This is a genomic window from Pseudoteredinibacter isoporae, from assembly GCF_011602085.1.
Lineage (GTDB): Bacteria > Pseudomonadota > Gammaproteobacteria > Pseudomonadales > Cellvibrionaceae > Pseudoteredinibacter > Pseudoteredinibacter isoporae.
On the sequence record NZ_JAAONY010000004.1, the window covers coordinates 12,501 to 32,857 of the forward strand.

Sequence of the window (20,357 nt, forward strand, 5' to 3'; positions counted from 1 at the left end):
ATGGCATTAGTAGATCGCCAATGTATCACAGTTTACAAAAAACGTTGCTGTTGCGCGCTGCGGGTTAAACGATGGCTTATCAAGCGTTTAAATGGGCTAAAGCGGGAGGCAAAGCTCAATGCGGCTTTGCGCAGTACTTTCGCGCCAGGGCTGTCATCGTTGAAAAGTTTCACAATCAGGTTGGTCGCCTCATATATCGGTTTTGCCATTAACTGATGCTCAAGGGCGTAGGGTTTTAGCACAAGTGTGTGGGCGATATCCCTGTTCTGTTTTCGGGCACGCATTATATGTTTGGACAGTGCCTGAGCAGAATGGAGGCCCAGATTGAATCCATGTGCTGTAACTGGGTGCATACCCACCGCGGCGTCTCCAATTAAAGCAAAGCCAGGGGCGACAAAGTGATCAGCATAGCAACCCACCAAGGGATAGCTGTAACGCTCTGAAATCAGCTCCATATTCCCGAGGCGCCCATCAAGCATGTTCTTGGCGGTCTGCACGAACGTATGGTCGTCGAGTTGCTGAAGATCGTGGGCTATTGCCGAATTGACGGTAATGACAATGGAGGATTCATTCGGGCTCAAAGGCAAAATGGCGCAAGTGTGCCCGTAGTGAAAGCATTCTTGGGCCGTATGTTGGTGATCCACTTGATGCCGCATATTACAGACTATCATTGTGCGACCGTAATCTTTCATTTTGGCACCAATGCCCATCATTTTTCGGGTGTTGGAAAAACGACTGTCGGCGGCAACCAGCAGGCGGCAACTCAGAGCCTTTTGTTCCGATAGCGTTAATTGTGTGCCTTGGGTTTGTGGAACAATGGATTGCAGTTCAGTGTTATCGAGTATGGAAATATTATCGGCCTGTTTGGCTTGTTCAAAAAGGCTCTTACGCAAACGATGGTTGGCAACTAAATAACCCAGCGGTTTTCCAGAGCGCTGTTGATCTTTGAATTCCAGGGCGAGTGTAGAGCGACCATTTTCAACCCTGGCTTCTTGCAAGGGGTGAATGTGTGTTTTGTCAATTCGCGACCAGGCGCCTATGTTCTGAAGCAGTTCTCTGGAGGCATGGTTTAGCGCGATGTCCCGACCATCCATTTGAGGTTGTGCGAGTTGTGCCTGGCTTTGAGTATCAATCAGTGTGATCTGTAATCCAGAGTCAGCAAGCATGCAAGCGAGACTCAGGCCTGCAGGCCCAGCACCCACAATAGCAATATCGGTTTGCGGTATGACTGGGTGTGCTTTGTTCATGCCTGGTTTCCTGAACGGTATACGGTATTGTTGGAGACCGTATCACAGTGAGTTGTACCGGAAGCTGACCAGAATCAATAAAGGTGGTTGCTTGTTTTATCGAAAAGGGGTGTTGAAGAAAGATCTTGAAGAGAGGCGCTGAAGAAGAGCTCTCAAAAAGCTTATGAAGCTGGGGTGATTGAATTAAGAATGCTGTGATTGACGTGTTTGGCTGATAAGGATAAATGAAGTGGGCCAGCGAGTGCTGGCCCGAATCCCTTCCCTAAAACCCGGTCGATTCCTAATCCTTGACCGTTATGATCTTCCCTGTGTCCTTTCCTTGTGAGCGCTTCCTTTAACCCTGCCTGGTTGTCCTTGGGCTTCCCAGCCACATCTGCGTGCTAGCGTCACTGCCGGCTGCAAACGCATGTGAATTGTAGGGGTTTGGGGCGAGTTGATGCAAGCGTCACTGGTCGCTAGAGACTAGCGAAAACGAATGGTTTTTAGGTGGGCAAGTTTAATAAAAAAGAACCAGTTTTGTGGCGGGTCTAGTGCAAGGTTCGTTTTTGATCGGAAGTGGAGCCTTTATGTTGGGCTTGATTTACGGCCTCGGCTTTGGGGGGAACGGCAGGCTTAGCTGATGATTGTGCCAAGTGTTGATTTTGATCGAGGCTCAGTTTTAGTCGGCGTACCAAGCCATTCATCACTTCAAGGGTTTGAGCAAGTTGGTCCAAAGCCATCAGTGTGGCTTCGCGTTGACTGTTTTTGTCGTTGCTCATGAGAAGTCCTTGCTTGGTCAGCAGTAATCACAAAAGAATAAAAAGCGGCTCAACCTGTTCGCTGAGCCACTGTTCGGTTCATTAATCCCAGGAGAGGGCACCAGCTTGCTGGTATTCAGTGACCTTGGTTTCAAAGAAGTTTTTCTCTTTGCGCAGGTCCATGATTTCACTCATCCATGGGAATGGGTTTTCAATGCCTTTCCACAGTTCTTTCAGGCCCAGCTGGGTCAAACGGCGATTGCCAATAAACTTCAGATATTGCTCGATCATATTGGCGTTCATGCCCAATACGCCGCGAGGAATCATATCGCGGGCGAATTCGCATTCCAGCATTACCGCTTCCGCAATCAGGCGAGTGGTGATGTCTTGCATTTCTTGATCCCACAAATGCGGGTTTTCAATTTTGATTTGGTTGATCAAGTCGATACCGAAGTTCAAGTGCATGGATTCATCGCGCAGGATGTACTGGAACTGCTCGGCAACACCGGTCATTTTGTTTTGACGGCCCATCTGCAGAATCGCTGCGAAACCGCAGTAGAAGAAAATACCTTCAGCACCAACGTAGTAGCTGATCAGGTTTTTCAAAAACTCTTTATCCGCTTCCGGTGTGCCAGTGACAAACTCGGGTTTGTTAATCACTTCGGTGTGCTTCAGGCTCCAGGCCGCTTTACGGGCAACAGAAGGTTGCTCGCGATACATGTTCCAGATTTCACCATCATCCATTGCCAGGGACTCAATACAGTACTGGTAGGCGTGGGCGTGGATCAGTTCTTCACGGAACTGCAGACCGATGTAAAAACGACACTCAGGTGCGGTGATATGCTTGTAAATAGACAGCAACAGATTGTTCGCAACAACCGTATCTGCGGTTGCAAAATAACCCAGGCCCATTTTAACAATGCGGCGCTCATCTTCACTCAAGCCGTTTGGATCTTTCCATAAGGCCAGGTCGGCCGCCATGGAAATTTCCTGTGGCATCCAGTGGTTTTGTGAGCCGTCGAGGTATTTCTGCCAAGCCCAATCGTATTTGATGGGAACAACCTGATTTACATCGCTGGTGGCGTTAATGATGCGCTTGTCTTCAGCGCGCACACGAGCACCCGTCATTTCCAGATCTTCCAGGCCTGCGGTAATTTCTGCAGCATCAAGATCGACACCGTTAAAAATATCGCTGGCTGCTGGAACCGTGTTACCAGCAGGGGGTTCAGTAACCGCAGGTGCTGCGGGACTGGGCGCCGCTGGTGCGGCTACGGTTGGATTAGTTGGCGTGTTGGCGTCTTCGCTGTATTCATCCCAACTTAACATAGAGTGATCCTTTAATGCTTGAATGTGCTCATGTGGTCTTGTAAATGCGATCTTTTATATAGCGCTTGAGCTCGAAATCATCCAATGATCATCATTGTTTCTTTTGAACACAATGATCGCTGCGCTTGAAAGGTCTTGGGTAGGGGCCTTGCGGCCCCTACCCAGACGCTCTCCCCCAAAACTTTACTGGCAAGCCTCGCAATCCGGATCGTCCAGAGAGCAGGCTTTGGGTACTTCAGCGGGGCCGGCGGCCGCCGCTGGTTCCGCTACTGCGGCAGATACCGCATTCATGGTGCCGGTGTCGATGGTTGACTTCTCAGCACTGGTTGCGGCCAGGGCACGCAAGTAATAGGTGGTCTTCAAACCGCTGAACCAAGCCATGCGGTATGTGATATCAAGTTTTTTACCATTCGCTTCGGCGATGTACAGGTTCAAGCTTTGAGCCTGATCGATCCATTTCTGGCGACGGCTTGCTGCTTCAACAATCCAGCGAGGTTCAACTTCAAATGCAGTAGCGTACTTGGCTTTCAGGTCGGCCGGAATGCGGTCGATCTTTTGTACAGAACCTTCGTAGTATTTCAGGTCATTGGTCATTACCTGATCCCACAGGCCGCGTTCTTTCAGTTCACGCACCAGAAATGGGTTTACAACAGTAAACTCACCGGACAGGTTCGATTTCACGTACAGGTTTTGATACGTTGGCTCGATGGACTGAGATACGCCAGTAATGTTGGCAATTGTCGCAGTCGGTGCGATGGCCATAACGTTGGAGTTACGCATGCCTTGCGCTTTGATTTTCTGACGCAGGCTGTCCCAGTCCAGAGTCTGACTGCGATCCATTTGAAGATACTTTTCACCACGCTGCTGGGCCAGCAGTTCGATGGAGTCGATTGGCAAAGTACCCTGGCTCCACAGGGAGCCGTCAAAGGTGGAATAGGCACCGCGCTCGGTGGCCAGATCACTGGATGCAGAAATAGCGAAGTAGCTGATCGCTTCCATGGAGCGGTCGGCAAATTCAACCGCTTCTTTTGAACCGTAGGCAATGTTTTGCTTGTACAGCGCATCCTGGAAACCCATCAGGCCCAGACCAACAGGGCGATGACGCATGTTGGAAGTTCTGGCGGTTTCCACAGAGTAGTAGTTAATGTCGATCACGTTATCCAGCATGCGAACAGCGGTATCGATGGTGCTCTTCAGCTTGTCGGTATCCAGTTTGCCGTCAACAATGTGTTGTGCCAGGTTCACTGAACCCAGATTACAAACGGCAATCTCTTCGTTGGGCTTGGTGTTCAGAGTGATCTCTGTACACAGGTTGGAAGAGTGCACGACGCCAGCGTGTTGCTGAGGGCTGCGCAGGTTGCAGCTATCTTTAAAGGTGATCCATGGGTGGCCGGTTTCAAACAGCATGCCCAGCATCTTGCGCCACAGGTCTTCGGCTTTTACTTTGCGGAACAGTTTTATGTCACCGCGCTCAGCCATGGCTTCGTATTCGGTGTAGCGTTCTTCAAAGGCGGTGCCATAAATGTCGTGCAGGTCTGGTACATCGTTTGGTGAGAACAGTGTCCACTCCTGGCCTTCAAACACACGCTTCATAAACAGGTCAGGAACCCAGTTCGCAGTGTTCATGTCATGGGTACGACGACGGTCGTCACCCGTGTTCTTGCGCAGCTCAACAAACTCTTCGATGTCCAGGTGCCAGGTTTCCAGATAGGCGCACACCGCACCTTTACGCTTACCGCCCTGATTTACTGCAACGGCGGTATCGTTGGCTACTTTCAGGAACGGTACAACGCCCTGGGACTTACCATTGGTGCCTTTAATGTAGGCACCCAGTGAGCGTACAGGTGTCCAATCGTTACCCAGGCCGCCTGCCCATTTGGACAGCATGGCGTTGTCCTGCATGGCGCCATAAATACCGTGCAGGTCATCCGGCACAGAGGTCAGGTAGCAAGATGACAGCTGAGGACGCAAGGTGCCTGCATTAAACAGGGTGGGTGTAGAACTCATGTAGTCAAAAGAAGACAGCAAGCGATAGAACTCGATAGCACGCTCGTTTTTGTTTTCTTCTTCAACAGCCAGACCCATTGCAACACGCATGAAGAAAATCTGTGGCAGTTCAATGCGAGTGCCTTCAGTGTGAATAAAGTAGCGGTCGTACAGGGTTTGCAAGCCCAGGTAGGTAAATTGGGCGTCACGGCTTGCATCCAGTGCCTGACCCAGTTGCTGCAAATCAAAGTCACGCAAAACCGGTGACAGCAGGTCCAGCTCGATACCTTTTTCGATGTAGGCGGGCAGGGCTTTGGCATACAGATCGGCCATATCGGCTTGGGTGGCGGATTCGGCCACATTCAGGTAAGACAAAGCTTCACTGCGCAGCTTGTCCAGCAACAGGCGAGCCGTGGCGTAGCTGTAATTGGGCTCCTGTTCTACCAGGGTGCGAGCGGTAATCACCAGAGAAGTATTGACGTCTTCCAGGGAAACACCGTCGTACAGGTTGCGCATGGCCTCATCTAGAATGACTTTAGGCTCTACTTCTTCCAGGCCCGCGCATGCGTCATTAACGATGGTGCGGATGCGTGCAATATTCAAAGACTCGCTTTCGCCTTTGGCATTAAGTACACGAATAGCCGGGTAATCGGGATCAGCTTCCGGCTCAGATTTGTCGCCACGCAAACGGGCGTGCTCTTCGCGGTACAGTACGTAGTCACGGGCAACTTTTTGTTCACCGGAACGCATCAGGGCCAACTCGACTTGATCCTGAATATCTTCAATATGAATAGTGCCGCCAGAAGGCATGCGACGTTTGAAGGTCGCGCTGACCTGATGGGTCAAGCTCGAAACGGTTTCATGGATTCGCGAAGAAGCGGCAGCGGTGCCACCTTCAACAGCCAGGAAAGCTTTGGTCATAGCGACAGCGATCTTGCTGTCATCATAGGGCACTACGGTACCGTTACGTTTAATGACCCGCAATTGTCCCGGTGCCGTTGCCGAAACGGTTGCGCTGCTCGGCTCAGCAGGTGCCGGAGCGGCTTGGCTGGATTCATTCACTGAAGTGTCAGTTTGCATTTAGTTCTCCGCGATAAAGCTGCAAATTCTTGTTTGAAATTCGGGCCATTCTTTTTAGTGTGGGAATGGGCGACCACAGCATAAACTGCCAAAGCTGACTGGCAGCTTACTGTCCAAATTGTTTGGTGTTTTTTGTGATCGATAGATCAACACGCTTTGAGTGAAAGCGTTTATTGGTGCCGGGTTGGTGGCGGTCGTTCCACGACCATAGAGTTTGAACAACAGAAAAGGTGGCTCTCCAGAACGTCCTGTACTGTCGATTAGCCTGTCCATGTGGAAATAAGCTTGCCAAGCTGTTCATTGATTCTGTACTACCCCTGACCCTTCCATTTGCCAACACACATAGTGTGCTGTGCGGTTATGCATATGCTCTTTGTTTATGCGCGCATTCAATGTGTTGATTAGCTTCTGTCAGCTACTTTTTTCAATAGCCAATAATTCAGTAGCCAACTGAGTTAATGCCATTTATGAATGCAGGCATACTTCGGTTTACACCGAGAAAGCCTTACGTCTTTCCTTAACGCTGCTAATCCTGGTTATTATTCCGCTAGAGTCGTGTTTCATTCGGTTCGAGCTTTCCTTCCAAACTCGTCTCCAGCCCTTGTAAGCACTGGCATTGCCATAATTTCATTGGTTTTATGGGCAAATTACACTTGTGTTGTGTAGGGCTATGAAACACTAAAACCCCTACATCTAGGGGCTCAACGATCAATACACACAAGATAATGCGCTTGGCTCGGAAAATCAATAGAAAGATTTTGGGGGTATGTTGTGGATAAGTTGTGATTTGATTACCGCGTCAGTGATTGCTAATCCCCCGGCCTAAGCAACCCTAAGGCTTGCGGGAGGCCATCCCTTTATCCCAGCCTGGGGAAAAAATTTATACTTTCTCGGTATGAATTTTTGAAAATTTATAATGAAATCTTTGTTTATTCCAAAGCTGTCATTTGAACAAACATTGGCGCCTTGGTAGGCGTCGTTTAAGTTGCCAGTGGAGCGCTGATCGTTACCAAAAGATATACCAAAAATCACTTTTTGATATGTCAGGTTTTCAATTGTTTACAGCGTGAAAGCGATGCCGTGGTCGGCGCTGAGTTCAATGGACAATTGTTCACCGAGTTCGCAATCGATATGGCTGCCCAACGCGGCTTCGACGGTGCTGCCGGTAGGCAGTCGCAAGGTGTACAGATTGGCGGTGCCCGTAAAGACCTTGTGAATCACTTCAGCCGGCTGGCCCTGATCCCTGTTGGCAACAATGTCATCCGGGCGAAGTAATACGTCAACACGGGTACCGCCGGGTTCTTCCAAATTGCAGGGAACCGGGCCGAGTTCTGTATCGATATGGCCAGAGTCGCTGATGATGCCGGGAACAAAGGCTCCACGCCCTATAAAGTTAGCGACAAACCGGGTTTGAGGCTGGTGATACAGTTCATACGGGCTGGCCCACTGTTCGATCTTGCCTTGATACACCACACCGATGTGATCGGCAAAGGCGAAGGCTTCTTCCTGATCGTGGGTTACCAGAATGGCAGTCGTGCCTTGTTGCTTTAAAATTTCTCGCACTTCCAGGGCTAGCTTGCGTCGCAGTTCCACATCGAGATTGGAAAAGGGTTCATCAAGCAAAAGCAGTTGGGGTTTCGGGGCCAGTGCCCGAGCCAATGCAACACGTTGCTGTTGGCCGCCCGACAGCTCGTGGGGGTAGCGCTCGGCCAGCCCATGTAAACTGACCAGCTCCAGCAGACGATTAAGCTCGGTATCTTTATATTGTTGGCTTTCCCCGTTTAATCCGAAGCTGATGTTTTCGGCTACAGTTAAATGGGGGAAGAGGGCATAGTCCTGAAACACCATGCCAATTTCACGCTTTTCCGGGGCCAGGCTGTGACCAGGTACGCTGATTTGGCGTCCTGCCAGATTGATCTGCCCTTCTGCCAAGGAGTGAAAACCGGCAATACTTCGCAATACGGTGGTTTTTCCACAACCGCTGGGGCCAAGCAGGCAAGCGATATCACCTTCTTGCATGGCAAATGAAAAACCGTCTACAACGGGCTTATCATGATGGCCATTGTAAAAGCAGCGCAGTTCGTCAACGTGTAGGTGTTTGCTCAAGGTAAATCCCAATAAGATCGTGTTATACCAAACCTGGCAGAGGTCGCTGATTATAGACGGAATTCCCGCTGGCCTGAACTCGGTTCTTATTGGAAGGCAGGCCGGCAAGAGATGGGCTCTTGCCGGGAAACGAGATTGTAAGTAAAGGCTTTAAGCTAGCGTTGCGCGAGTAGAAATTCCATCAACGCTTTTTGGGCGTGCAGTCGGTTTTCTGCTTCATCCCAAACAACAGAGTCTTTGAGGTCGAGAATGGTTTCGCTGACTTCCAGGCCTCGATAGGCGGGCAAGCAATGCATCATCAGAGCATCGCTATTGGCCATGCTCATCAGCTCTTCATTGACCTGGTATCCGGAAAAGGCTTTTTCGCGGGCGAGTTTTTCTTCTTCCTGGCCCATGGACGCCCAGGTATCAGTAACCACAAGGTCGCAGCCTTTCACCGCTTGTTGAGGGTCGCGGAATAATTCAATGCGATCTTTATTGGCTTGCATCAATTCCTGATCGGGCTCATAGCCTTCGGGGCAGGCAATGTTTAATTTAAAATCAAACTGGCGAGCGGCATTGATATAGGACTGGCACATGTTATTGCCGTCACCAATCCAGCTTACGGTCTTGCCACTGATGTCACCGCGATGTTCCCAGAAGGTTTGCATATCGGCGAGCAGCTGACAGGGGTGATAGCTATCGGTCAAAGCATTAATAACGGGAACTGTTGAATTTTCCGCAAAGGTTTCGACGGTTTCGTGGTCGAATGTACGGATCATCACAATATCCACCATGCGGGACAGCACTTTGGCTGAGTCCGCGATGGGTTCTCCGCGACCGAGTTGGGTATCGTTGGACGATAAAAACAATGCGCTACCACCCAGCTGGGACATACCGGCTTCGAAGGATACACGGGTGCGAGTGGAGGACTTTTCAAAAATCATCCCCAGCACTTTGCCGGGCAGAGTTTCTTCGGCAGCCTCTTGTTTGCGCAGTGCTTTTAGCTCCACGGCGCGCTCGATAACTTGCTTTAGCTCAGCTGGGCTAAGATCCAAAAGCGTTAAAAAATGTCTTGGCTTCATGGTGATGTTTCTCCGCTGTGGATCTTATATGCCACGTATTAATTCACTGACGGTGTTAACAAGCTGCTCAATGTGCTCTTCATTGATAATCAGAGGTGGCAGCAATCGCACGGTATTGCCTGCCGTGACATTGATAATTAAACCTTTTTGCCAGGCTTGTTCCACCAGCTGGCCACAGGGTTGATCAAGTTCAATGCCAACCATTAAACCTTTGCCGCGAATATCTTTTACCCGTGGGCATTCCTTAAGCGCCAGGCGCAGGCCCTCAAATAATTGTTGGCTTCTGGCGTTGACGTTATCGAGCAGGCTGTCTTTTCGAAGTTCAGTCACGGTGGCCAAAGCAGTAGCGCAGACCAGAGGATTACCGCCATAGGTCGAACCGTGGGTTCCAGCCTGCAATAACTCTGCGGCTACGCCGGACGCAAGGCAGGCCCCAATCGGGACGCCATTGCCCAGACCTTTTGCGGTGGTTAAAACATCCGGGCGGATGTCGCTGTGTTGAAAAGCAAAATAGCGGCCGGTACGGGCGTTGCCGGTTTGAATTTCGTCGAGCATCAACAGGCAATCGTATTGATCGCAGATCTGACGCAGTTCGGTCAGGTAATCCGCATCAGGGACGCGTACGCCGCCTTCTCCCTGAACCGGCTCAATCAAAACCGCTACCACATTCCCGCTTTTGCACTGTTCGGCAATAGCGACAGGCTCGTTATAGGGGACATGTTTAAAGCCCTGAACCAGCGGTGCAAAGCCCTGGCGAACCTTTGGATTACCAGTGGCTGACAAGGTTGCCATGGTTCGACCATGAAAGCTGCCTTCGGTAACAATAACAACAGGGTCTGTAATGCCTTTTTTCTCGGCGTACAGGCGCGAGATTTTGATTGCGGCTTCGTTCGCTTCAGCGCCGGAATTGGAGAAGAAAGCCTTTTCCATTCCACTGATCTCACAGAGGGCGTGTGCGAGCTTTTCCTGCTGTTCAATATTGAACAGGTTGGAAGTATGTAACAGGGTTTGCGCTTGCTCTGTAATGGCACGGGTGACCTGGGGGTGGCAGTGTCCCAAACCGCACACGGCGATACCGCTCAGGGCATCGAGATAGCGTTGTCCGGAGTCGTCGAAGAGGTAACAGCCTTCGCCCCGGTTCAAACTATGGCTGCGCTCGCCATAGTTATTCATTAAATATTGGCTCATGGTAGTAACTACTTGCTATGTTGCGCGAATTTCTTGTTTTTAAATGTTATGGCTTGTTTAAAAGCACGCTGGCCAGCGATTTGCCGGCCAAGCCCTCCATCATAAAGGAAAGGTCTGGGTAGCAAAAGCACTGAAATGACTGGTTTGTATGGGGGGCTTTCGGGTAGAATACCGCAGCTCAGAGCTGGGGTATTACCCAATCAGTCGGCTTCATTGATCAAGTCCTGAATCCAGGGCCTGCAAGGGGCGACTCCGGCCGCATTACAACTAGACAGCGTTAAAAAGGTTAGCCCATGGATATTTTGGATACCATCAAACAGCAAATTGAAGAGAATACTGTACTGCTCTACATGAAGGGCTCTCCGAATGCACCTCAGTGCGGGTTTTCCATGAGAACCTCCCAGGCAGTGATGGCCTGTGGACAGCGTTTCGCGTACGTTGATGTGCTGTCGAATCCGGAGATTCGTGAAAACCTGCCGAAATACGCCCAGTGGCCAACCTTTCCTCAGCTATGGGTAAGTGGTGAGCTGATTGGCGGTTGTGACATCGTGACGGAGATGCACGAGAACGGCGAGCTGAAACCTTTATTGGAAGAGGCTGTTGCCGCAGGTGGCGAAGAAAGCTAAGACATTTTCTACTGCCAGAAAATGATTGAAAGAAAAGCCGGCTATAGAGCCGGCTTTTTTGTGTGCGCTGATGGCCTAACGAGTTTTGGTAGTATTGCTCCATTTTGTAATCGAGAGTAACCACCAAGGTATTGTTTATCCCTTTTGCTGATGTATGATATTTGCCTTGTTCATAATGAACAATACAAGAAAGCGTCTCAGGTGCGGACGTAAGCGAATACTGTCATTAGGAGAAAAGTATGGAATATTTTATGGATGCCATTAAGCGATATGCTGACTTCAGCGGTCGTGCAAGGCGCAAGCAGTACTGGATGTATATTCTGTTTTACATCATTTTTTCAATCGTAGTATCGATCGTTGATAGTATTCTGGGCACGGCCTTTTTAGGCGCTATTTATGGTTTGGCCTTGTTGGTACCATCGTTGGCTATTGGTGCCCGTCGCCTGCACGATACTGGCCGCTCTGGCTGGTGGCAGTTACTGTACCTGATTCCGTTGATCGGTCTGATTGTGATGATCGTGTTCCTGGTGCAGGACAGTCATCCAGATAATGAGTACGGCCCAAACCCAAAGGCGGGTGAAGCTGCTGCATAATCGTTGATGATATATGCGAACAAAAAAGCCGGCAAAGTTGCCGGCTTTTTTATTGTCTTCTGTTCATTATTTCTTCATTCCAGTGGTGCTTTTATCCAACCAGCTTCGGATGATAAAAGCACCGCGTATGTCACCTGCTTTATATCCACGAGCCTGATCTTCCGGGTAAAGGTCTCTGAGAGTTTCCGTGACTTCCATATTTAGAACTTCTCCGTGGCAATTCAAACATAAGCCCTGGGTTGGAATTGGGCTGATGTACTCCAGAACCGGGCGTCCTTCTTGCTGGATTACTCGATAGCGATATGAAGGTTGGAGCCCTTTGTTTTGTTCCTGATCGAAAATCTGTAGCTGAGTCTTTTGCCAGGTATCTGGCAGGTTTTGGGGGTTGCGAATCTTTAAGGAAGTCCGGCCTGCACTGATCAATTTTGAGGAATATTTTTCTTCGAGGTATTGCGATATTTCCGGTGCGGCAATTTTGCATTGTTCGATGCCGCCTGCCAGGCCTCCACTTTTCACAGCGTTCATTAAACGCTGTTTCAAGCTTCCAGCCAGTTGTTTGCTGATTGATTGGCTGAATTGAACCTCATGTTGCAGTTCTTGCTCACCCAGTTTGAACCTCTGAGGGTTTTGGGCTTGGGCACTGAGGCACAAGTTGAGCAGTAGGCTGGCGCCGACAAGTTGGCGAATCACGATGATAGATCTCCAAAACTCTAATTTAGTTAATTCTAATATAGTGAAAGTGAAGTTTCCACCGAAAATGCATCACTTTATGCGATACGGGGAGTGAACTAGCTCATTTGGCAATTTTAAGGGCGGCAGGGCGCTTGGTGTTTTGCTCAAGCAGCGCGACAAAGTCGGCCTCGGGCAAGGGACGGCTGAGCAAATAGCCCTGGATCATCTGGCAGCTGTGTTGGTTAAGCCATTGAAGTTGCTGATTTTCTTCTACGCCTTCGGCAACCAATTGGAGTTGGAGCTTTTGGGCCAGATCGACGATAAATTCTGTTACCGTGGGGTTTTCCAGTAGCTTGTCGACAAAGATTTTATCGATTTTTAAGGTGTCGAGTGGAAGGTCCTCGAGTTGACCGAGGTTTGAAAAGCCGGTGCCGAAGTCATCCATAGCAACCGAGATTCCCATATCGCGTAACACCTGAAGCTGGTTTTTAATATCTTCACCGTGGGCCAGATAACTTTCGGTAATTTCGATTTCGATCAGTTGGGGGTCAAGATCATTCTCCCGAATGATATCTTGCACCATATGCAATAAAGACACCCCGTTTAACAGGCTGGTGGGGGAAAAGTTTGCGGCAATTTTAATGGGGATGCCTTTCTCCTGCATGCGTTTTCCCAGCACCCAGGATTTTTCCATAATGACCCGATCTAAATCTGCAATGAGTTTGCATTCTTCGGCAAGTTTAATGAACTCAAAAGGCGAAATGTTTTCCCCTTTATATTGCCAGCGGGCAAGCGCCTCAGCGCCGACAATATGATCCGGTTGTTGGCAGTCGTACTTGGGTTGAAAGTGAACCTGAAGAGTTTTATCGCTGATGGCCTGGCGCAGTCCTTGTTCCAAATCATTGCGTCGATTGACGCTCTCCAGAATAGAATCATTGACGAAGGCGTGGCTGAGTTGTTGCGACTCGGCAAATTGTAATGCTGCTGAAGCTGATTGCAGACATTGACTAAAACTATCGCGTGCCGACTCATTGAACGCCAAGCCGCAGTGAATGCCCATACTTACATTATGTTTGTTTATTGATTCAATGCTGTGAATATTCGCTTCCAGTGTTTCGATCAGCTCGCTTAAATCGGCTTCTTGTCTCTCGGTAATGATCACAAACTCTTTTGCAAAGTTACGCCCTAGAAAATCTTTAATGCCGATGGTCGATAGCATTTTTCGACTGGCGATCCAGATTGCACGATCTCCGGCAGCAAAGCCGTAGGTATCGTTAATTTGCTTAATGCCATTTAAGGTAAACAGAAGCAAATAATAACTTTGCCCGCGTTTGGCTAACTCTTCAGCGTGTTCATTAAGACAGCGACGATTGGGCAGCTGTGACAGCGGATCGCTATTGGCCTGTACATACAGTTTTCGGTTCAGGGTGTAGAGTGCGATTGCACCAAGAGTCAGGCTCAGGAAGAGATAGGCAATCAGATTCGCGTTTGCAAGGCCTGGCGTTAAACCCGTCAATGCCGCGAGCGTCAGTGGCAGCGCAGGTGCCCAGCTGTAATCGCCAGGAATTTTGTGGATCCAGATGAGCCCTGCAATGCTCAATAAGGTAAAGGCCGTCAGATAGGGCATCCAGGCTTGTGGGCTCAGTGCAAAGATCAAGGCGGTGGTGGCTACCGCGACTGCAATTTTATTTGTCTTAAAGCGGTCGTGTTTTTTCAGATAGCTGATGGCCAAGCTGGCTAAGGCGATACCGAATAAAAGCTGTAAAATAAGTGGGGTTATTTGGTAGGGGGCTGCAAGAAAGTAACTGGCAAAACTGAAACAGGAAGCGATCAGTAAGCGGCCATGTATTTCTAAATGTTGTCGGCAGACAAGTAAAACCACAAGCAACAGTCCGAACGTGGCCGAATTGCTTGCGCTTAAAAAGTGTTCCACCACGGGTAGATCTCCAATCGTCAACGCAAGGAGCCGTCCTGGTTGGCTTACATCTTTTATCGTCCCTGTTTTGAGTATAGTTAGGGATTAACTGTCCGCAGGAGTGGTGGCTACAGTTGGTCGGAAAGTTGAGCTGAAAGGAGAGAGTGGTTTGAGACAAACTGGGGTAAGAAAGAGCTTGGGTGCCCTTAAACAGGGCACCCAATAATATTTTCAGGAAGCTTTTGACTGGATGTAGTTCTGCAGCCCCATTTTGTCGATCAGATCCAGCTGGGTTTCCAGCCAATCGACATGCTCTTCCTCTTCATTGAGGATCTTTTCCAGCAGATCGCGGCTGACATAGTCCTGAACCGATTCGCAGTAAGCGATCGCTTCACGTAGATCCGGGATGGCCTGTAGCTCCAGACGCATATCGCATTTCAGCATTTCCTCGGTATTCTCGCCGATCATCAGCTTGCCGAGGTCCTGTAGATTAGGGATGCCTTCCAGAAACAAGATGCGCTCGATGATGTCATCGGCATGCTTCATTTCTTCAATGGATTCTTTGTATTCGTGCTCGGCCAGCTCTTTGATGCCCCAGTCCTTAAACATGCGTGAATGTAAGAAGTACTGATTAATGGCAATCAGTTCATTGGCCAGAACCTGGTTCAAGTGCTCAATTACTTTGCTGTCGCCTCTCATGATGGGATTCCTGTCTTATCAAGGTTTAACACGGCATTAGGGCTTGCCCATACTGGGTAAGCTCTGCAAGTGTGGATCTCCAGGGTGGGCAAGTCAAGGGGTATTTTGCGCTAAGTGATTGATTTTAAAATAAAAATTAATGGTATTGAATATGATTATCAGGCGCTTTTAGTTTGGGGCCAGGCACTTTTAGAGAGAGGGTGAAATTGTTTATTGCGCGCAGAAATACCCATTCACTTTAAAATGAAGAGGAGCGGCAGAGTGGAGGTAACTTGAAAAAAAGGAGAGGAGTATTAGCAAGCTGCGTAAAACAGTGATTCGCTGGCATCCAGATTACGTTGTTCAACGGTTTCCTGAACAATTTCTTTGGTCAAAATGCCGCATTTGCCACACTGAGACATCACGCCCAGTTGTTTGCGCACCTGGCGTACAGAGCTGGCACCGGCACAAACCGCATCGCGGATTTGGCTGTCGGTGATTCCTTTACAGAGGCATACGTACATGGGCAATTTCAGAGTCATTGAACAATATGGGCGCTATGGTATTGTTAATGATAATGAGTGTCAATTGAATTCGCAGCTGATGTTGATTTTCATCAGACATATTGATGGATGGAGCTATCGATATCATTAAAAAAAACAATGGGACAGGGAATACAGGGGGTGTATTATAGTTTTCAGCTATCACCCAACTAAGTTTTGATTGTTTTTTGCGCGAAAGGCATCGCCGCAGTCATTATTAGCGGGTGTTGGCAAACGAAATTCTCAGGCTCAGCTTTGGCTGGGCCTTTTATATACATGTTTCTTATTTTTTAAGGGAGAACAAATATGGGCGTTTTAGTTGGTAAGCAAGCTCCAGACTTTACTGCACCAGCCGTTTTGGGTTCTGGCGAAATCGTAGACAGTTACAACCTGACTGAAGCCACTAAGGGCAAGAAAGCCGTTGTTTTCTTCTACCCACTGGACTTCACCTTCGTATGTCCTTCTGAGTTGTTGGCTTTCGATCACCGTATCGAAGAGTTCCAAAAGCGCGGTGTTGAAGTGATTGGTGTTTCCATCGATTCTCACTTCTCTCACAATGCATGGCGTAACACCCCGGTAAACGAAGGTGGTATCGGTCCTGTTAAGTACACCTTGGTTGCTGATATGAACCACGCTATCTGCCAGGCTTATGATGTTGAATCTGAAGGTGGCATGGCTTTCCGCGGTTCTTTCCTGATCGACGAAGATGGTCTGGTTCGTCACCAGGTAGTTAACGATCTGCCTCTGGGCCGTAACGTTGACGAAATGCTGCGTATGGTTGACGCACTGGCGTTCCACCAGGAGCACGGTGAAGTATGTCCTGCTGGCTGGCAGGATGGTGACAAAGGTATGACCGCTTCTCCGGATGGCGTTGCTGCATACCTGAGCGAGAATGCTGACAACCTGTAATTGATTGTCACATAAGCTCCAAAAAGGCCGCTTGCGAAAGTAAGCGGCCTTTTTTATTGCTCGGATTTTGGTCGAGTTGATGAATAAAAATTCATTCTAATCGCTGGTGGTTAATATGGACAGGTAGTTGGCCTGTATTGCCATCTGGGGAGATCTAAAAAGAGTTTGCTACGAAACGATCGTGAGATAAATGATTGAAATGCCAATAAAATTCGGCATTAACTTACATTTGACGGTGTATATAGTAAAAAAGTTTCAAATTTTGAAATTTTATTGAGGGAGCGGTTTTTACTTTCGTTAAGTTTACGTTAACCCTTTATGAAATTTTTGTCATGTGCAGGCATTTGGTTTCTTAATAAAGGGGGAATAAAAACTATAAACATTGGAGAGTATGTATGATCAACCGTCATAAGACCGCAACGTGGCAACGCAAGCCGCTCGCGGCCGGTGTATCTGTTGCAGCTCTAATCTCTGCAGTTTCTTTCCCGGCTTATGCCCAGGAAATTACTCAGCAGCAGGTTGCAGCCGCAGACGAACAGGTAGAGCAAAGCTCTGGCCGTTTGGCTAAGAAGAAAGACATCGAAGAGGTTGTGGTAACGGGTTCTCGCCTCAAGCGTGACACCTTCAGCAGTGTATCCCCTTTGCAGGTAATTGACGCCGAAGGCGCCAAAGACGTGGGTTTGATTAACCCCGCCGATATTCTGCAATCTACCGGCGCAGCAGCCGGTCAGCAAATCGATTTGACCTTTTCCGGCTTCGTACTGGATAACGGCCCGGGTGCAACCACTGTAGACCTGCGTGGTCTGGGTGCTGGTCGTACTTTGGTTCTGTTGAATGGTCGTCGTCTGGCACCTGCGGGTGTTGAGGGCGCACCTTCTGCTCCTGACTTGAGTTTGGTGCCTTCCGGTCTTGTTCAGCAGTATGACTTGCTGTTGGATGGCGCATCTTCCATTTACGGCTCTGACGCCGTTGCCGGTGTGGCGAACATGATCCTGAAAAAGGATTTTGATGGCCTGGAAATCAACGGATTTTCCACTCAGCCTGAACACAGCAATGGTGAAGAAAACACATTGACAGTGACTTGGGGTAAAAACTGGGACCGCGGCTTTATTGGTTTTGGTCTGGATTACTTCAACTCTGACTCGGTATCATTTGATGATCGCCCTTGGACTGAAGGTTGTGAGAAGCACCGCGAAATCGGTCTGGATGGCAATATTTACCAGGAAGAACGTTTCTATACCGAAACTCTGGGCATGGAAACCACTGGCGGTTGTTTAGCAACTGAGCGATTGGTTGGCCGTGTTTCTGTTCCTTCCGCAGGTAGTATTTACTATACCCCTGGCAGCACAAATGGTGGCTGGCCAAACTTTACTGAAACCGATCGTTTTGGTATCGGTATCGACACTGATGGTGACGGCATTGCTGATACTTCGTATCAGGATTACAGCCTGAACGGCACCAATCAGGGCTATGCGCACTTGTTCCCGGATCAAGAGCGTACCAACGTAATGTTCTACGGTGAGTACACCTTTGACGGTGACATGAACCTGACGCCGTACTTCGAGACTCTTTACTCCAAGCGTGAAACGTCCATTCGTGGTCGTGAAGGTCAATTGTTCCCAAGCGTTCCAGCAAATAACCCATTCAACCTGTGTAACCCTAACGGCGTAAACGGTGTTGACTGTGGTCTGGCTTACGATGAGCTGTTGACCAACCCGGCGTTTGCTGAGCAAGTGCGTGCACGTTTTGGTGGCACCCCGGCTGACTTCGGTCTGTTGGTTGGTCCAATTGGTCCAGCAGCTTCAACACCAATCGTTTCTGTTCGAGGCGATCGTAACATTACTAATGTTGAGATCGAGCAGTTCCGTTTTGTCGGTGGTTTGCGCGGTGACCTGCCTCAGATGAACATCGGTACTTTGAACGACTGGACCTTTGATACCTACTGGTCTTTCAGCAAGTCTGAAGGTGATTCCAGCCGTCCTGGTATTCGTGGTGACCGTTTGAATCTGTCTTTGGCAACCACGATTGAAGATCCAAATAACCCGGGTCAGTTTATCTGTGGTGCGGATAACAATGGCGATGGTATTCCAGATGGTACTGATGGTTGTGTTCCTGTGAACATGTTTGCGCCATCTCTGTACGTTCCTGGTGGTGTAGGTGACTTCGCAACTCAAGCTGAGCGTGATTTCCTGTTCGACACTCGCGACTTCAAAACTGAGTACTACCAGTCAATCTTCTCGGCCTTCTTTACTGGTAACCTGTTTGAGTTGCCTGCGGGTAACGTTATTGCAGGTATCGGTGCGGAAATTCGCTATGACCGCATTAAGTCGATTCCTGATGATGTAGCTCGTGACGGTTTGTTGGTGAGTTTCTTCTCTGATGGCGGTGCTACCGGTAGCAAATACACTCGTGAGTTGTATGGTGAGGTTGAACTGCCATTGCTGGCTGACAAGTTCCTGGCAACTGAGTTGACTGCTAACCTATCTGCGCGTTACACCAAGGATCAGTTGTACGGAAGTGCGTCCACTTACTCCGGTAAGATTGCTTACCGCCCAGTAGATTCTCTGTTGTTGCGTGCGACTGTCGGTACTTCTTACCGTGCGCCAAACCTGCGTGAAAACTTCCTGCAGGCGCAAACCGGTTTCAATGATGTATTTGACCCATGTTTGATTCCAGATGCCGCACTTGATCCAATCTCTGGTGGTTACAACCCATCTCTGGATACTCGTTCTCCAGAAGTATTGGCAAACTGTGCTGCACAGGGTGCAGATCCAACAACATTGTCGAACAATGGTTTCAACACCTACAGTGTTGAAATCGCTCGCGGTGGTAACCAAAACCTGGTGGAAGAAACTTCTGATTCCTACACCGTTGGTTTCAGCTTTGAGCAGCCGTTCTTTGACGAGTTTGATTTGACTCTGGGTATGACTTACTACGATATTGACATCGACAACTCAATTATTGAGCCGACTGGTCAGTTCCTGGTAAATGACTGTTATAACACCACTACGATCAGTACTTTCTGTGGCAATATCCGCCGTGGTGACAATGGTTTGATTGAATATCTTGATGCGGGCTTTATCAACCGTGATAACGAAACCGCTCGCGGTATCGATATCAACCTGTTGTGGAAGCAAACCATTACTATGTTTGATCTGCCATTTGATGTAAGTATCGATGCTCGCTTCAATCGTTTGATTGAGCGTTCAATTACTTTCACTAATGACGAAGGTCTGGAAGATTACGATAACGATGTAGGCGAATTTGGTTTTGCTGAATGGCGCAGTAACACGGCTTTCCGTGTTGAGTATGGCGATTATCGCTTTACCTGGGCTGTTCGTTACGTAGGTTCTGTTGAGCAGCAGTCTGAAGATATCGATGCGTTCAGTGATGTATTCGATACCGATGGTACTGGCTTTACTTCCGACACTTGTGTAGGTGTGGCTAATGGTGGCACCGACTGTCGTGACGTAGGTTTTGCTGACAACTACTTCAAGCATGATGCGTCGTTCTACTACAATGGTGATGTTTGGACCATTGGTGGTGGTATCCGTAACGTGTTTGATGAAGCGCCTCCGCAAGTTGATGGTAACGAAGTCTTTGCTCTGAACAACACTCCAATTGGTGTTGGTTATGATCTTCGAGGACGTACCTTCTTCTTCGAGCTGGGCCGTAAGTTCTAATTCGG

The 20,357-nt window shown here is 48.9% G+C and carries 15 protein-coding genes; 4 read left to right on the forward strand and 11 right to left on the reverse strand.

Annotated features, from left to right (window positions below; genetic code table 11):
- Positions 1–32: 32 nt before the first annotated feature.
- The 7 genes from ubiM to G8768_RS18920 all read right to left on the reverse strand — a co-directional run bounded on the left by ubiM (position 33) and on the right by G8768_RS18920 (position 10,734).
- Positions 33–1,247, reverse strand: coding sequence for a 5-demethoxyubiquinol-8 5-hydroxylase UbiM (gene ubiM, locus G8768_RS18890; protein ID WP_166843458.1), 1,215 nt, complete (start codon positions 1,245–1,247; stop codon positions 33–35).
- A gap of 527 nt (positions 1,248–1,774) precedes the next feature.
- Positions 1,775–2,005: a hypothetical protein gene (locus G8768_RS18895; protein ID WP_166843457.1), complete on the reverse strand. Its 231-nt coding sequence runs from the start codon at positions 2,003–2,005 to the stop codon at positions 1,775–1,777.
- Positions 2,006–2,086: 81 nt separating this feature from the next.
- Positions 2,087–3,310, reverse strand: coding sequence for a ribonucleotide-diphosphate reductase subunit beta (locus G8768_RS18900; protein ID WP_166843456.1), 1,224 nt, complete (start codon positions 3,308–3,310; stop codon positions 2,087–2,089).
- A gap of 183 nt (positions 3,311–3,493) precedes the next feature.
- Positions 3,494–6,376, reverse strand: coding sequence for a ribonucleoside-diphosphate reductase subunit alpha (locus G8768_RS18905; protein WP_166843455.1), 2,883 nt, complete (start codon positions 6,374–6,376; stop codon positions 3,494–3,496).
- Positions 6,377–7,435: 1,059 nt separating this feature from the next.
- A complete protein-coding gene (locus G8768_RS18910; RefSeq protein ID WP_243749628.1) occupies positions 7,436–8,482 on the reverse strand; it encodes an ABC transporter ATP-binding protein in 1,047 nt (348 codons plus the stop codon).
- A 155-nt stretch (positions 8,483–8,637) separates the two neighbouring features.
- Entirely contained in the window at positions 8,638–9,546 is a 909-nt protein-coding gene (gene argF / locus G8768_RS18915) for an ornithine carbamoyltransferase (RefSeq protein ID WP_166843453.1), read from the reverse strand.
- A gap of 24 nt (positions 9,547–9,570) precedes the next feature.
- Entirely contained in the window at positions 9,571–10,734 is a 1,164-nt protein-coding gene (locus tag G8768_RS18920; RefSeq protein ID WP_166843452.1) for an aspartate aminotransferase family protein, read from the reverse strand.
- Between the two features lie 293 nt (positions 10,735–11,027).
- On the opposite strand from G8768_RS18920, the gene grxD reads away from it, so the two are divergent.
- On the forward strand, positions 11,028–11,360 hold the full coding sequence (gene grxD, locus G8768_RS18925) for a Grx4 family monothiol glutaredoxin (protein WP_166843451.1): 333 nt from the start codon (positions 11,028–11,030) through the stop codon (positions 11,358–11,360).
- Positions 11,361–11,599: 239 nt separating this feature from the next.
- Positions 11,600–11,953: a DUF805 domain-containing protein gene (locus tag G8768_RS18930; RefSeq protein ID WP_166843450.1), complete on the forward strand. Its 354-nt coding sequence runs from the start codon at positions 11,600–11,602 to the stop codon at positions 11,951–11,953.
- 66 nt (positions 11,954–12,019) lie between these two features.
- On the opposite strand, the gene G8768_RS18935 is transcribed toward G8768_RS18930, so the two are convergent.
- The 4 genes from G8768_RS18935 to G8768_RS18950 all read right to left on the reverse strand — a co-directional run bounded on the left by G8768_RS18935 (position 12,020) and on the right by G8768_RS18950 (position 15,742).
- The gene (locus G8768_RS18935) at positions 12,020–12,643 is read right to left on the reverse strand and encodes a c-type heme family protein (protein ID WP_166843449.1); all 624 of its coding nucleotides are present in this window, start codon (positions 12,641–12,643) and stop codon (positions 12,020–12,022) included.
- A gap of 103 nt (positions 12,644–12,746) precedes the next feature.
- A complete protein-coding gene (locus G8768_RS18940; protein WP_167202803.1) occupies positions 12,747–14,507 on the reverse strand; it encodes an EAL domain-containing protein in 1,761 nt (586 codons plus the stop codon).
- Between the two features lie 264 nt (positions 14,508–14,771).
- Entirely contained in the window at positions 14,772–15,239 is a 468-nt protein-coding gene (gene bfr, locus G8768_RS18945) for a bacterioferritin (protein ID WP_166843447.1), read from the reverse strand.
- A gap of 293 nt (positions 15,240–15,532) precedes the next feature.
- Complete coding sequence (locus G8768_RS18950; RefSeq protein WP_166843446.1) at positions 15,533–15,742, reverse strand: bacterioferritin-associated ferredoxin; 210 nt, start codon at positions 15,740–15,742, stop codon at positions 15,533–15,535.
- Positions 15,743–16,066: 324 nt separating this feature from the next.
- Between G8768_RS18950 and G8768_RS18955 the strand changes: the two genes are divergently transcribed.
- Together G8768_RS18955 and G8768_RS18960 are read left to right on the forward strand one after the other, a co-directional pair.
- Complete coding sequence (locus tag G8768_RS18955; RefSeq protein WP_166843445.1) at positions 16,067–16,669, forward strand: peroxiredoxin; 603 nt, start codon at positions 16,067–16,069, stop codon at positions 16,667–16,669.
- A 395-nt stretch (positions 16,670–17,064) separates the two neighbouring features.
- On the forward strand, positions 17,065–20,352 hold the full coding sequence (locus G8768_RS18960; RefSeq protein ID WP_166843444.1) for a TonB-dependent receptor domain-containing protein: 3,288 nt from the start codon (positions 17,065–17,067) through the stop codon (positions 20,350–20,352).
- The last annotated feature ends 5 nt before the right edge of the window (positions 20,353–20,357 follow it).

Excerpts from the sequence above, each read along its gene's own strand:
- ubiM (WP_166843458.1), bottom strand. The coding sequence starts at position 1,247 with ATGAACAAAGCACACCCAGTCATACCGCAAACCGATATTGCTATTGTG.
- G8768_RS18895 (WP_166843457.1), bottom strand. The coding sequence starts at position 2,005 with ATGAGCAACGACAAAAACAGTCAACGCGAAGCCACACTGATGGCTTTG.
- G8768_RS18900 (WP_166843456.1), bottom strand. The coding sequence starts at position 3,310 with ATGTTAAGTTGGGATGAATACAGCGAAGACGCCAACACGCCAACTAAT.
- G8768_RS18905 (WP_166843455.1), bottom strand. The coding sequence starts at position 6,376 with ATGCAAACTGACACTTCAGTGAATGAATCCAGCCAAGCCGCTCCGGCA.
- argF (WP_166843453.1), bottom strand. The coding sequence starts at position 9,546 with ATGAAGCCAAGACATTTTTTAACGCTTTTGGATCTTAGCCCAGCTGAG.
- G8768_RS18920 (WP_166843452.1), bottom strand. The coding sequence starts at position 10,734 with ATGAGCCAATATTTAATGAATAACTATGGCGAGCGCAGCCATAGTTTG.
- grxD (WP_166843451.1), top strand. The coding sequence starts at position 11,028 with ATGGATATTTTGGATACCATCAAACAGCAAATTGAAGAGAATACTGTA.
- G8768_RS18930 (WP_166843450.1), top strand. The coding sequence starts at position 11,600 with ATGGAATATTTTATGGATGCCATTAAGCGATATGCTGACTTCAGCGGT.
- bfr (WP_166843447.1), bottom strand. The coding sequence starts at position 15,239 with ATGAGAGGCGACAGCAAAGTAATTGAGCACTTGAACCAGGTTCTGGCC.
- G8768_RS18950 (WP_166843446.1), bottom strand. The coding sequence starts at position 15,742 with ATGTACGTATGCCTCTGTAAAGGAATCACCGACAGCCAAATCCGCGAT.
- G8768_RS18955 (WP_166843445.1), top strand. The coding sequence starts at position 16,067 with ATGGGCGTTTTAGTTGGTAAGCAAGCTCCAGACTTTACTGCACCAGCC.
- G8768_RS18960 (WP_166843444.1), top strand. The coding sequence starts at position 17,065 with ATGATCAACCGTCATAAGACCGCAACGTGGCAACGCAAGCCGCTCGCG.